The sequence below is a fragment of the Bacillus sp. JFL15 genome, assembly GCF_001184225.1.
In the GTDB taxonomy this organism is placed as follows: Bacteria; Bacillota; Bacilli; order Bacillales; family Bacillaceae; genus Bacillus; species Bacillus siamensis.
Map to the genome: position 1 here is coordinate 1135020 of NZ_KQ236689.1, position 13604 is coordinate 1148623.

The 13604-nt window shown below is 47.2% G+C and carries 14 protein-coding genes and 1 pseudogene; 10 read left to right on the forward strand and 5 right to left on the reverse strand.

What is annotated here, in order from left to right:
• Positions 1–92: 92 nt before the first annotated feature.
• Together AD710_RS05695 and AD710_RS05700 are read left to right on the forward strand one after the other, a co-directional pair.
• Positions 93–950: a Cof-type HAD-IIB family hydrolase gene (locus AD710_RS05695; RefSeq protein WP_016937736.1), complete on the forward strand. Its 858-nt coding sequence runs from the start codon at positions 93–95 to the stop codon at positions 948–950.
• Positions 951–1064: 114 nt separating this feature from the next.
• Positions 1065–1790, forward strand: a complete 726-nt coding sequence (locus tag AD710_RS05700; protein ID WP_049627525.1) for a sunset domain-containing protein — start codon at positions 1065–1067, stop codon at positions 1788–1790.
• Between the two features lie 38 nt (positions 1791–1828).
• Here the strand turns inward: AD710_RS05700 and AD710_RS05705 are convergent, their stop codons facing one another.
• The 5 genes from AD710_RS05705 to pgsB form a co-directional block, all read right to left on the reverse strand.
• Complete coding sequence (locus AD710_RS05705) at positions 1829–3064, reverse strand: C40 family peptidase (RefSeq protein ID WP_049627526.1); 1236 nt, start codon at positions 3062–3064, stop codon at positions 1829–1831.
• A 147-nt stretch (positions 3065–3211) separates the two neighbouring features.
• Positions 3212–3373: an extrachromosomal elements maintenance protein EdmS gene (locus AD710_RS19505; RefSeq protein ID WP_003151344.1), complete on the reverse strand. Its 162-nt coding sequence runs from the start codon at positions 3371–3373 to the stop codon at positions 3212–3214.
• Positions 3360–4529: a CapA family protein gene (locus tag AD710_RS05710; RefSeq protein WP_049627527.1), complete on the reverse strand. Its 1170-nt coding sequence runs from the start codon at positions 4527–4529 to the stop codon at positions 3360–3362. Before AD710_RS05710 ends, AD710_RS19505 begins: the two co-directional genes overlap by 14 nt.
• Positions 4530–4547: 18 nt before the next feature.
• A complete protein-coding gene (pgsC, locus tag AD710_RS05715) occupies positions 4548–4997 on the reverse strand; it encodes a poly-gamma-glutamate biosynthesis protein PgsC (protein WP_003151340.1) in 450 nt (149 codons plus the stop codon).
• A 14-nt stretch (positions 4998–5011) separates the two neighbouring features.
• A complete protein-coding gene (gene pgsB / locus AD710_RS05720) occupies positions 5012–6193 on the reverse strand; it encodes a poly-gamma-glutamate synthase PgsB (RefSeq protein WP_016937732.1) in 1182 nt (393 codons plus the stop codon).
• A gap of 696 nt (positions 6194–6889) precedes the next feature.
• Between pgsB and AD710_RS05725 the strand changes: the two are divergent.
• From AD710_RS05725 to AD710_RS05760, 8 genes and pseudogenes are all read left to right on the forward strand, one after another.
• Positions 6890–7133, forward strand: a pseudogene (locus tag AD710_RS05725) (Ger(x)C family spore germination protein); the annotation flags it as partial.
• A 91-nt stretch (positions 7134–7224) separates the two neighbouring features.
• Positions 7225–8211, forward strand: coding sequence for a LacI family DNA-binding transcriptional regulator (locus AD710_RS05730; RefSeq protein ID WP_049627529.1), 987 nt, complete (start codon positions 7225–7227; stop codon positions 8209–8211).
• Positions 8208–9089, forward strand: a complete 882-nt coding sequence (gene rbsK, locus AD710_RS05735) for a ribokinase (RefSeq protein ID WP_049627530.1) — start codon at positions 8208–8210, stop codon at positions 9087–9089. The genes AD710_RS05730 and rbsK overlap by 4 nt, the downstream gene beginning before the upstream one ends.
• Entirely contained in the window at positions 9086–9481 is a 396-nt protein-coding gene (rbsD, locus tag AD710_RS05740) for a D-ribose pyranase (RefSeq protein WP_049627531.1), read from the forward strand. The genes rbsK and rbsD overlap by 4 nt, the downstream gene beginning before the upstream one ends.
• A 16-nt stretch (positions 9482–9497) precedes the next feature.
• Complete coding sequence (locus tag AD710_RS05745) at positions 9498–10991, forward strand: sugar ABC transporter ATP-binding protein (RefSeq protein ID WP_049627532.1); 1494 nt, start codon at positions 9498–9500, stop codon at positions 10989–10991.
• A complete protein-coding gene (rbsC, locus tag AD710_RS05750) occupies positions 10981–11952 on the forward strand; it encodes a ribose ABC transporter permease RbsC (protein ID WP_049627533.1) in 972 nt (323 codons plus the stop codon). Before AD710_RS05745 ends, rbsC begins: the two co-directional genes overlap by 11 nt.
• 13 nt (positions 11953–11965) lie before the next feature.
• Positions 11966–12883: a ribose ABC transporter substrate-binding protein RbsB gene (gene rbsB, locus AD710_RS05755; RefSeq protein WP_049627534.1), complete on the forward strand. Its 918-nt coding sequence runs from the start codon at positions 11966–11968 to the stop codon at positions 12881–12883.
• 60 nt (positions 12884–12943) lie between these two features.
• Positions 12944–13477, forward strand: a complete 534-nt coding sequence (locus AD710_RS05760; protein WP_049627535.1) for an SH3 domain-containing protein — start codon at positions 12944–12946, stop codon at positions 13475–13477.
• The last annotated feature ends 127 nt before the right edge of the window (positions 13478–13604 follow it).

Here is a 13604-nt window from a genome sequence, read left to right on the forward strand (position 1 = left end):
TAGCCTTTTAATTGACGGCTTTCTGCTGATTTCGCAAAAAGCTGAACATACTACAGGAAGCAGCTTTATTTTTAAGGAGGGCATCCATACATATGAAATTGATAGCCATTGACTTAGACGGCACATTACTGAACTCGGACAGTGTGATTTCTCCGGAAAACAGAGCGGCTTTACAAAGAGCGGATGAAGCGGGCGTTCTTGTGGCCATCTGCACGGGCAGAGCCACTTTTGATGTAAAATCACTCCTGGAAGATTTGGATATTCCGATCATTGCTGCAAACGGCGGGACGGTTCACGACAAAGGATACCGGCTCGTCAGCCGGCTCTTAATGGATCAGCAGGCCGGTAAGGATATCGCCGCTTATTTAACGGGAAAAGACATTTACTTCGAGGTTTATACAGATCATCACCTGCTGTCCCCGTTTGACGGCGAATCCAAATTGCAGGCAGAACTGGACATTCTGAAAAGCGCCAACCCAAAGGAAGATATTCAGACATTATGGGAGGGCGCAAAGACGCAGTTCAAACAATTCGGCATCAAACCCGTGCAGGATATACAGGCCATTTTTAACGGAGACGAACATATTTACAAGCTTCTTTGTTTCTCTTTTGATATGGAAAAACTGAAAAACGCCAAAGAAGAAATTACACACCATCCGAAACTATCCCAGACTTCTTCCGGAAAACACATCATCGAAATCCTCCCTGCCGGTTCCGGTAAAGGACGGGCCCTGACGGAGCTTGCCTCACTATACGGAATTGAAAAACAGGATATTTACGCCATCGGCGACAGCCCGAATGATTTCTCCATGTTTGAAGCAGCCGGAAACCGCATCGCCATGGGCAACGCGATTGATGAACTGAAGGAAAAAAGCACGTATATTACAAAAAGCAACGATGAAAACGGCGTTGCCCATTTCATCAACCGGCTTCTCGACAACGAACAATAAAAAATCCGTCCGTCAAAAGCCAGGTCTTTCCCGACCTGGCTTTTTCATATTTTCCAAAAAGGAATTTCCAAAATTGAAAATAAATTGTAAAATAAAGAAAAAAGGAGCGTTATTATGTCGAATGCAATCGCTATTATTGGATTTTTGGCTTTTCTCTTCGCACTTGGATACGGAATATTCCATCTCATATGCAAAGCGGCAAAAAAAGAAAAACGTTTTTCAAAAAAGCTGTTTTGGCCCCTTCTCATCGGCGGATTTGTTCTGCTCCTGACAGGCGGTTCCTCGGCAGAGCCGGACACCTCAGCCGCGAAGGCAGAGGAGAAATACAGCACACTGGATACGGCTTATCAAAAATTAACGAAGGACCACCAGGCGCTTGAGAAAAAATATGAAAGCATCAGTGCCGCGGCTGAAAAAGAGAAATCCGAAGCCGAAGCAGGCAATGAGAAAAAACTCAGCAAACTCAGCAAAGAAATAAACGAACTGAAAAAAACAAACAAATCACTCAAACAAGACAACGAGAAATTAAAAAATTCACAAAAGAAACTCGAAAAGACCGCCAAAACGCTTCAATCAGAAAATAAAACATTAAAGCGGCAAAAAGAAGAAACAAAAACATCCGAGCACACGGAAACGGCGCAAAATACCGCCCCTTCCTCCGGCGGACATGCCGGGACGAAAGCAGCCGACACCTCACAGGGATGCGACATTAAAGGCAGCCGAAACGGCATTTATCACACGCCGGGAAGTACATACTACGATCGGACGACAGATCCAGTGGAAATGTTCTGTTCTGTCGAAGACGCGGAAGCGGCCGGATTCAGAGCTCCGAAACGGTAAAATAAAAAGACGTCAGAGACACTCTCTGACGTCTTTTTTTACGGGAGCCGGATGCTGCCCGCATATTTGTCCTTCCAATAAGCGCTTGTATTCATATTTGTGATGGTTACGCCTGCGGACACGGTGACATGAATCACTTGTCCGTTCCCGATGTAAATGGCCGGATTCAAGCTCTCCGCTTTAAAGAAGACCAGATCACCGAGCTTCAGATCCTGTTTATCGACCGGAGCGCCCGCCTGCATCTGCTTGTCCGCGTAACGCGGCAGGCTGATTCCTTTCGCTTTTTGATAGACGTATTGAACAAATCCGGCTGTATCAAAGCCATTTTCCGGTGAAACGCCGCCTTTCAGATAAGAAATTCCGATAAGATCAGCCGCTGTTGACACAACGGGATTATCTTTAGAAATAGTCAGGTTGCTGAATCGGCGCACTCCTGTAAAATGCTTTTTCCAATAATCTTCCGCCAAATAAGAAATGGTGACTTTTTCGGAGCGGCTCGCTTGGATGAATCTTCCCTCTCCCGCATAAATGCCCGCATGGGAAATTCCTTTTTTATACGTGTCGCTGAAATAAATCACGTCCCCGGGCTTTATGTCGCTCAATTTGATTTTCTCACCGACCAGCCACTGCTGCTCCGCAGATCTCGGCAGGTAAATGTGAAGCCTGTTTTCGAAAACATATTGGACAAGCCCCGAACAGTCGAATCCCGCTTCAGGCGTGCTGCCGCCGAATACATACGGAATGTCGAGATAACGGGCGGCTTCCTGAACGATCGGATTATCAGCCAGCTCCGGATCTTTTTTAATCCGTCTCGCGCCAAGATATAAATTCATCCAATAACTGCTTTTTTGAAAGCGCGTGATCGTCACGCCTTCTGACGGAGAACTGTGTATCATCTCTCCGTTTCCGATATAAAGACCGTCTTGGACGGGCGTGTTTTTTGTTGAATCCGACTTTTTGAAAAAAACAATATCTCCCGGTGAAAGGTCATTTTCTTTGACGGCAGCTCCGACTTTCCATTGATCACTGACCGTTCTCGGCAGATGGATGTTCTGTCTGCCGAAAAGATAATGGATCAATCCGGACGGATCAAAACCGTCCTCAGGCTCTTCGCCTCCGTAAACATATTTATTTCCGACAAGTTTTTGTGCGTCTGAAACGATCAGGACAGAAACTTGAGAATCCGCTTCAGCAATTTCCGTTCTCGTTACTGCAGGTGCCACAAGACAAATCATAAGGCCGGCAAGGATGTACTTCCTCCAGCTTGTGAGCATGTTTTTTGTTCACTCTCCTTGTTTTTAGTAGTTTTTACATCGGTAACTTTTAACAAATGTTTAGAGAGCATAAAAAAAGAATGCCCATATCGGGCATTCTTTACTGGATTCGGTGCAAACAATATGCCGGCAAGCGGAATCATGCGCTTATTTTGCGCCCGCTGTGTCCTCTTGCTGAATTTTTTGCATTTCCGTGTCAATTTTTTGTTTTTCCTGATCTGTGAGCTGATCATTGTATTTAAAAGCTGACATAAACATAAATACCATAATGATCGCGGCAAACGGCCATCCGGCTTTAATGATTTTCATTTGTTTTTCCCTCCGCTTTCTTTTTTAAGATATTGCTGTGGTCCACATCAAACGTTAACTTTCCGTCCTTGACGCTCCAATCGAAATTCGATTCTTTCGTCAGTTCACGTACGATCGTTTTATGATTGATGCTGCCTTTTTTAACCGGTGCAGGCGTCGCTTCATGAATGTTCATCGGCGTGACTTCAAAGCGTCCCGTGCCGTTTTTCTGCAAATGATATTGTACAAGCGCCGTGTCTCTCGTTCTTGTCCATCCCTGGTCAAATACGAAGTTGCCCAGGCTGTAGAAAATAACGGTGCCGTGGTACATTTCGATCGGTTCAAGCACGTGCGGATGGTGTCCGACGATGATATCCGCTCCGGCATCTGACATTGCTCTTGCCAACTGGCGCTGTCTGTCATTCGGATCATTATCATATTCCTGTCCCCAGTGTGTTTGAACAATGACAAGATCGGCTTTCTTTTTGGCTTTGGAAATCATCGGAATGAACAGCTCAGGATCGGCCGGAAGCACACCCGGCGCATTTCGTTTAGCTGCAAAGCCTTTTCCGGAAACATCGGTGAATCCCAGTGTTGCGATTTTGATTCCGTTTACATCTTGATATGAAATGTTCTGCTCAGCCTCTTTAAGCGTCAGGCCCGCACCGACAAGTTCAAGGTTCTGCTTTGAAAATTCTTCAACAGTATCCCGCATTCCTTGAGGGCCGTAATCCATCGCATGGTTGTTGGCTGCCGTCAAAACGGTGAAATTTGTGTCCTTCAATACTTTTACGGCATCTTTGTCTGACTGAAGGTGAATATTTTTGTCTGCTTCTTTGTAGTTCTTTTTATATGTAACCGGGTTTTCAAAGTTTCCCGATACATAGTCAGATGCTTCAAAAAATGGCTTTGCGTAGCGGAAGACGCTTTCCGTTCCGTTATGCTTTGTCACTTTCTCCACATTCCGGCCCATCATAATATCTCCGACGAACGAGGCTGATACAAGGTCATCGGCATTTCTTTTCACACTCGGTGTCTCCGCCTTCCCTGTCAGGATGCAGATGAACATCAGGCAAAAGACGATCGGCAGTGCGATAAAAACGTGAAGATTGGTTTTCTTTTTCTGCTGTTTGGTCAGCTTCAGCAGTTTCTCTTGAAAGCTTAATTGTTTTTTCATCGTTTGACACACCTTACATTAGATTAAGTAGTAAGCAAACATAATGGCAAAAGTGGCGCCGCTTAAAAACAGCGTGCTGGCAAATGTAATCGTTAATCCCTGTTTCTGAATGGTGTTGGCGATCAGACCCGGTACAATGATACCGATTCCGCGGAATTCTGATATCTCAAATGGTACGATCGGGTAGAGAAAATCCAATGCGATTTTTAAGCAGATTCCCGTGATCAGCATAGCTGCGAATTTTCTGCGTCCGTATAAAATCATAAATCTGGATAAACCGTATTTGACGATCACGTATGTAAGAAGACTCACTAACAATACGAGTAAAATAAAGACCGGCTGGTTAAAAACGAGCCCTAAATAACCCGGTACAACTAAACCGGCAGGTACGATACCTGTTTTTTCCGCGAAAATTAAACTGATTAACACGCCTAAAATAAGTGAGATATATAAATCTGATCCGAACATTTATCCTTTTCCTCCTAGCTAACGAGCTGTTTCACCTTATACTCTTGGATTTTTTCAATTAATGGCTCCGCTGAACCGTGGATGTTGCCGACGCCATATATGACACGGTTTTGCATTCTTGTTTTCAGCACGTCCATGATTTCGTCTGTTGATTTATATTCGAGATCGTGCAGGGTATCGGCAGGAATCTTGCCTTCTTCATAAGCTTTGACGATCGGTTCTGTCGTCTCACCAATGAGAATGAGTTCCTTCGTCTTAATGTACGGAAGCACGTCATTGGCAAACTGAATCGTTCTGTCCACGCGGTCGGCGCGGCAGTTCATGATGACGATCGGTTCATCTGTCGGATAGCCGATTTCCTTTACACGTTTCCATATATTCAAAGTAGAAGATGCATCATTTGCGGCAAAGCCATTTACGAAATGACCGGGCTCTTTTGTGCTGAGCAGCGGCAGAATTCTCATGGCGCCTGGATCAGGCGGCGCATTCAGCATGCCTTTAAACGCCGTTTCTTCATCTATACCAAGAGCCTGGGCAACGCCGAGCGCAAGTGAAGCGTTATCAGGAAAGACCATATATTCGAATTTCCGCAGGTATTCATCAGTAATTTTAGAGTTATCCGCAATAATGACTTCGGTATTCCGCTCTGCGGCTTTTTCTTTAAAGAAATCTGTGTATTCACTGTCTGTAATCACAAGATGGCCGTTATAAGGAATCGTCGCAGTAAAAGCTTCAGCAATTTCATCAAGCGTCGGCCCCATAACGTCCATATGGTCTTCAAGCACATTCACGATGACGCCGATGTTGGCTTGAAGGAGTTCTTCCTGAAAGATAATCTGATAATCCGGGTTTACCGCCATACATTCACTGACAATGGCATTGGCGCCCCGTTCTACGGTTTCCTTCATTACTTCTTTTTGCTCGCCGATATTCGGGCCCTGCGGTTTCCGTTTGATCGGTTTTTCCTCAGGTGTATCCCAATAGATCATCCTTGCATCTGTTCCCGTCGTTTTTCCGACTGTTTTGTAGCCCGCCTCCATCAGTATTCCGGTCGTCAGCCTCGTTACGGTTGACTTTCCGCGGATACCATTAATATTGACGCGTACTGGCAGAGCATCGATATTCTTCTGATGCCGCCTTTTTTCAATGATTCCGATGATTAGTACGGCAGCACAGGCTATAATGAGTAACCACATTGATTTTTGACATCTCCTTCTGTATTGATAAATTCATTCATCAGTATATAGCTTCACTATGAATTCTCAATCGGCATTATGTAACATAATCTTCCCGCTTTCACTGAGCCAAACTTCTCTATTAGTGACGCTATTCTTCCTATTATTGAATTGCTTTTTTTGGGAATCGGCAGGACTTAGAACTTACTTCAATTTTTTTCAGAAAAAATGAATGCGTTTACATTTTCCCTCGTCTATTTATTTGGACTAATAGAACTATTCGCGTTCCGGAAGAAAAAGATGTAATCATAATCCATCTTATCCAGCCTTTTATACCAGTGTTTTCCGCACTGCGCATACGTTTTCGGACTCTATGTCCGCTGGATGCAGACTTCCTGTTTTGTTAAGAATAAGGTCTTAAAGTCATTCATTTTTCCCCTGTATTCTGCTGTCAGTCCCATTCCAAAATAACTATTGGGATGTCTTGTACATGACAGAAACAGACGGGTCCGGAGTGTTTACAAGAAATATACATTTTATATGCGGAAAGCCTATCTGCTTTCGTTCCGTTTACAGGCCATTTCTCACTCTTTTGAAATAATTTTAATAAATCTTTAAATTCGTTCAAGAAAAGTTCATCCATAATTGTGGAGTTTATGGAAAAACAGCAAGCAGCATCAAGAAATTCCTCTAATTTATAAAATGCATAAAAAAGGAATGGACAATGATCCCCGCCGGCATCTGAAAGTAAAAATTCATTTAAAGCTGAATACACGTGCCTTGGAATATCCGAAAGACAAGCTGAATTCCTATGCGGCTATCGGCAAAATGAACAAACAAGCCTCAGCCAATCTGAACGAGCGGAGCAAGCATCTCAATTGGGCGTGAGGTCTATCCTTCCATAGAGATTGTCCCTGATATCAAAGTGAACATCTCTCAAATCGGTATCGTGAATGAATAGAGGCTCCGGCCTCTTTTTTTTGTTGCCAAGCGAAAATATTCGTGATACTCTTTTTATGTAAACGGTTACATAAATAGAGGAGGAGTGTTTGTTGGCAACGATTAAAGATGTCGCAGGCGCTGCCGGCGTCTCTGTTGCCACGGTCTCGCGTGTCCTCAATGACAACGGCTACGTGCATGAAGATACAAGAACGAAGGTCATGCTTGCCATGGAGAAGCTGAATTATTATCCGAATGAAGTTGCCCGCTCTCTTTATAAAAGAGAATCCAGACTGGTCGGACTTTTGCTTCCGGATATTACGAATCCCTTTTTCCCGCAGCTTGCCCGCGGCGCTGAAGACGAATTGCAGCGGGAGGGGTACCGGCTGATGATCGGCAACAGCGATGAGGAATTGGAAAAAGAGCTCGACTATCTGCAGACATTTAAACAAAATCAAGTTGCCGGAATTTTGGCGGCCACCAATTATCCCGATCTTCCCGAATACAGCGGGAGCCTTTACCCGGTCGTATTTCTGGACCGGGCAAAAGAAGGCGCTCCTTCCGTATTCAGTGACGGCCGGGCAGGCGGAAAACGGGCGGCTGAGGAAATGCTTCGCGGCAAAAGCGCAAGCATCACGCTCGTCAAAGGCCCCGGCCGCCTTCCGACCGCTCAGGAACGTTTTAACGGCGCACGTGACGTGCTGCAAAAAGCGGGCGCGCAGTTCAATGTCATCTCCGCCGCTTCATTTTCCATCAAGGATGCCGCCATTTTAGCGGAAGAATTGTTTGCCGCATTCCCGGAAACTGACGGCGTCATTGCCAGCAACGACATTGCGGCGGCGGCCGTCCTTCATGAGGCGCTGCGGCTCGGTAAAAAAGTTCCCGAGGAGATTCAGATTATCGGATACGACGATATTCCGCAGAGCAGTCTCTTGTTCCCGCCTCTTTCAACGATCCGCCAGCCTGCATATGAGATGGGAAAACGAGCGGCAAGCCTGCTGCTGCAATTAATAAAGAAAGAACCGCCGAAAGAGACGTCCATTCAAATGCCAGTCACATACATGGAAAGACAAACGACGAGAAAGGATGAGTACAAGTGAGTGAAATTTGTGTTATCGGAAGCTGTTCAATGGATCTTGTCGTCACATCCGAACGGCGTCCGAAAGCGGGAGAAACCGTACTGGGCGCAGACTTTCAAACCGTGCCCGGGGGAAAAGGCGCAAATCAGGCCGTAGCCGCTTCCCGCCTGGGCGCTGACGTATATATGGTAGGGAAAGTAGGCAGTGACAGCTACGGAAAAGCGATTATTGAAAACCTGCAGGCAAACGGTGTCAATACGGACTATATGGAAACGATTACACATCAAAAAAGCGGAACGGCTCATATTGTGCTCGCAGAAGGAGATAACAGCATCGTCGTCGTAAAAGGCGCAAACGATGACATCTCCCCCGCTGATGCCAAAAGCGCGCTCGCGAAACTTCCCGGCATTGATATCGTGCTGATCCAGCAGGAGATCCCCGAAGAAACCGTTGAAGAAGTGTGCAGCTACTGCCGCGCGCATCAAATTCCGGTGATCCTTAATCCGGCGCCGGCCCGTCCGCTGAAACAATCAACGATTGAGGATGCCGCTTATCTTACGCCGAACGAACATGAAGCATCCATTTTATTTCCTGGCCGGACGAAAGAAGAGGCGCTAGCCGGCTATCCCGGCAAACTGTTTATTACCGAAGGGAAACAAGGTGTGCGGTATTCTGACGGCACTGCAGAGCGGCTCGTTCCCGCCTTCCCTGTGGAAGCGGTCGACACGACAGGAGCCGGTGATACTTTTAATGCGGCACTTGCCGTCGCACTCGCGGAAGGACAGGACATTGAACAAGCGCTTCTGTTTGCCAACCGCGCCGCCTCCCTATCCGTGCAGCATTTCGGCGCCCAGGGCGGCATGCCGGACAGAAAAGCAGTCGAGGAGTTGCTGTCATGAAGAAACACGGAATGTTAAACAGCCACATTGACAAAGTATTAGCCGATCTCGGGCATACAGACCTCATCGCGATCGCCGATGCGGGTCTCCCCGTCCCAGACGGTGTCCCTAAAATTGATTTGTCCTTAACGGCGGGCGTTCCCGCCTTTCGGGACGTGACCAGCCTGGTGGCCGGGGAGATGGAAGTCGAAAAGGTGATGGCTGCCTCCGAAATCAAAGACGCCAATCCTGAGAATGCAAGTTTTCTAGAAAGCTATTTCTCAGAGCGGACAATCGAGTACATGCCCCACGAAGAATTCAAACAGCTCACACAGAAAGCGAAAGCCGTCATCCGAACGGGTGAAATGACACCATACGCCAACTGCATCCTGCAGGCGGGAGTGATTTTCTAGAAGGAAGGGATCCAGCATGCACATCAGCATGACAGACATTCATAAAGCATTCGGGAAAAATCAAGTGCTCTCCGGCGTCTCATTTGAGCTCCTGCCTGGAGAAATCCACGCTTTAATGGGAGAAAACGGAGCGGGTAAATCGACTTTAATGAATCTGCTCACCGGACTGCACCGCCTCGACAAGGGAAACATTACGATAAACGGAACAAATATGACCTTCTCAAATCCAAAAGAAGCCGAAAAACACGGAATCGCTTTTATCCACCAGGAGCTGAATATATGGCCGGACATGACGGTGCTTGAAAACCTGTTTATCGGCAAAGAGCTGACGACGGCGTTCGGCGTTTTGGAAACGAAGAAAATGAAAGCGCTAGCAAAATCACAGCTTGAAAAACTGGGAGTCTCTCTTCCTCTTGACCGGGAAGCCGGACAATGTTCCGTCGGCCAGCAGCAGATGATTGAGATTGCTAAAGCGCTGATGACAAACGCCGAAGTCATCATTATGGACGAACCGACCGCGGCGCTGACCGAACGGGAAATCAGCAAGCTGTTTGACGTAATGACGGCGTTAAAGCAAGACGGCGTTTCAATCGTCTATATATCGCACCGAATGGAAGAGATATTTTCAATTTGCGACCGGATCACCATTATGCGGGACGGCCTCACTGTCGATACGGCGCATTTAAAAGATACTAATTTTGATGAAGTGGTCAAAAAAATGGTCGGCCGGGAGCTGACTGATCGGTATCCGACACGCACGCCGTCACTCGGCGATAAGGTGCTCGAAGTGAAAAACGCCTCAAAAAAAGGAAGCTTTTCACAGGTCAGTTTCCATGTGCGCGCCGGAGAAATCCTTGGTGTTTCCGGCTTAATGGGGGCCGGACGGACAGAAATCATGAGGGCGCTGTTTGGAATTGACCGGCTCGATTCCGAAGAGATCTGGATTTCCGGCCGAAAAATCGGCATCCGGGGTCCGGCTGATGCCATCCGGAAGGGACTCGGCCTGATTACAGAAAACCGGAAAGATGAAGGACTGCTTCTGGATACGTCCATTCGTGAAAACATCTCATTGCCGAACCTGACCAGTTTTTCTCCGAAAGGCATCATTGACCGAAAACGCGAGGCGGAGTTCGTCGAGCTGCTGATCAAGCGGCTGACCATTAAGACCGCGTCTCCGGAAACCGCCGCGCGGCATTTATCAGGAGGAAATCAGCAGAAAGTCGTTATCGCCAAATGGATCGGAATCGGCCCAAAAGTTCTCATTCTCGATGAACCGACAAGAGGCGTCGACGTAGGCGCGAAAAGGGAGATCTATTCATTAATGAATGAGCTGACCGACCGCGGAGTCGCCATCATCATGGTTTCTTCCGAGCTGCCGGAAATTCTCGGCATGAGTGACAGAATCATCGTCGTCCATGAAGGACGCATCAATGGAGAAATCAATGCGGCCGGCGCAACACAAGAACACATCATGACACTTGCCACGGGAGGGCAGCAGAATGAAAACTGAACCAATGATATCAACTGAACAACAGCGTTTTTCCATTCATACCTTTACGCAAAAACTCGGTCCGTTTCTCGGCTTACTGATTCTTGTGCTGATCGTTTCCGTTTTAAACCCGAGTTTTCTTGAACCGCTCAATATTCTCAATCTTCTTCGGCAGGTTGCGATTAACGCGCTGATCGCTTTCGGAATGACGTTTGTCATTTTAACGGGTGGCATTGATCTCTCTGTCGGAGCCATCCTCGCCTTATCGAGCGCATTGGTCGCCGGTATGATGGTATCAGGCATCGACCCGATCTTAGCCGTTATCATCGGCTGCGCGATCGGCGCCGTACTCGGCATGATGAACGGTTTATTAATCACAAAAGGAAAAATGGCTCCGTTTATCGCCACTTTGGCGACAATGACGGTCTTTCGCGGACTGACCCTCGTTTATACGGACGGAAATCCGATTACGGGACTCGGTACAAATTACGCGTTTCAATTATTCGGGCGCGGTTATTTTCTCGGCATCCCCGTACCCGCCATTACCATGCTGATTGCATTTGCGGCCCTATGGGTTCTTCTGCACAAAACACCGTTCGGACGCCGGACATACGCCATCGGCGGCAATGAGAAAGCGGCGCTGATTTCCGGTATCAAAGTGCCCCGCATCAAGATCATGATCTATTCTCTGACAGGTTTATTATCGGCTCTGGCCGGAGCGATTCTGACATCACGCTTAAATTCCGCACAGCCGACGGCCGGGGAATCATACGAGCTGGACGCCATCGCAGCGGTCGTCTTAGGCGGAACGAGCCTGTCCGGCGGACGGGGACGCATCATCGGTACGCTGATCGGGGTTTTGATTATCGGTACGCTGAACAACGGCTTGAACCTTCTCGGCGTATCGTCTTTTTATCAGCTCGTCGTCAAAGGAATCGTCATTTTAATCGCGGTGCTGCTGGACCGCAAAAAATCGTCATAGTAGGAGGATCATTATGAAGAAGGCCATCATCGCGATTGCGGCATTATCACTGTTTTTACTGTCCGCCTGTTCACTTGAACCGCCCCAATGGGCAAAACCGTCAAATACCAAACATAAAAAAGAATTCACACTCGGACTTTCCGTCTCCACTTTGAACAACCCGTTCTTCGTTTCATTAAAAGACGGCGTGGTAAAAGAAGCCAAAAAACGGGGCATGAAGGTCATCATTGTCGATGCCCAAAATGATTCATCAAAACAGTCGAATGACGTAGAAGACCTGATCCAGCAGGGAGTCGATGCGCTGCTGATCAATCCGACCGATTCATCAGCGATTTCAACCGCCGTCGAATCTGCAAATTCCCTCGGCATTCCCGTCATTGCGCTTGATCGTTCAGCCGAACACGGCAAAGTCGAAACGCTTGTCGCTTCTGACAATGTCAAAGGAGGAGAAATGGCGGCCGGCTACCTCGCCGATCAGCTCGGAAAAGACGCCAAAGTCGCGGAATTGCAGGGAGTTCCGGGCGCATCCGCAACCCGGGAACGCGGTACGGGCTTTCATCATATCGCCGACAAAAAGCTGAATGTCGTAACGAAGCAAGCGGCCGATTTTGACCGTACTAAAGGATTGACCGTCATGGAAAACCTGCTCCAGGGCCATCCTGACATCAAAGCCGTGTTCGCCCATAATGATGAAATGGCGCTCGGTGCGCTCGAAGCGATCAACAGCTCAGGCAAACACATTCTGGTTGTCGGTTTTGATGGAAATAAGGATGCGATTTCCTCCATTAAAAACGGGAAGCTGACAGCCACGGTCGCCCAACAGCCGGAGCTGATCGGAAAACTGGCGGCGGAAGCGGCGGAACAGGTGCTGAAAGGAGAAAAAATCAAAAAAACCATTTCCGCTCCATTGAAACTTCAAACGCAAAAGTAACCGTCCGATGTTTAGATTTCCGGAAAAACGTGAAAAGAAGATGTAAAAGGAGAGATAGAGATGAAGAAAACAGCCAAAGCGGCATCCATCCTGACCCTTGCAGCGGGGATATCAGCGGCTTCAGCTGCCGGAATAACGCCTCTTCCTGAGACACACGCGCAAGAAGCGGTCAAGATTGACGATCTGTACAGCTATCCGCTTGACTCTTATCTCGTTTCCGCGGAAGCATTGAACGTCAGAACAAAAGCATCGGCTGTCAGCCCGAAAGCTGATGTCCTTCATTTAGGCGAAAGCTTAAAAATCGTTTCATTCCAGAACGCAGACTGGGCAAAAATTCATTATAAAAACGGAAAAACAGGATTTGTATCTACTCATTATATTGTTAAAGCAGCAACAACCGTAAAAACGACCGCAAAAACTAAAGTATTTACAGAAAACCGAGCAGTCAAAGCTTCCCTTGCTAAAAATACGAGCGTTTCTTTCTTAGGATGGAAAAAAACTGCCGGCGGCGGCATTGATTTTGGCTGGGCGCTTGTCGATTACGGCGGCGCAACTGGATACATCAGCACAAAAGATCTGCAAAAACTGACATAATTTCAAAAACGGATTTCGCACATTCACCGCGAAATCCGTTTTTTTCTTTCTGACAGTCAAAATTGTCGAGAATTCGAAATATTTCTCAGGAAATATTGTCACATAAAGACGAATGCATACTGCATCA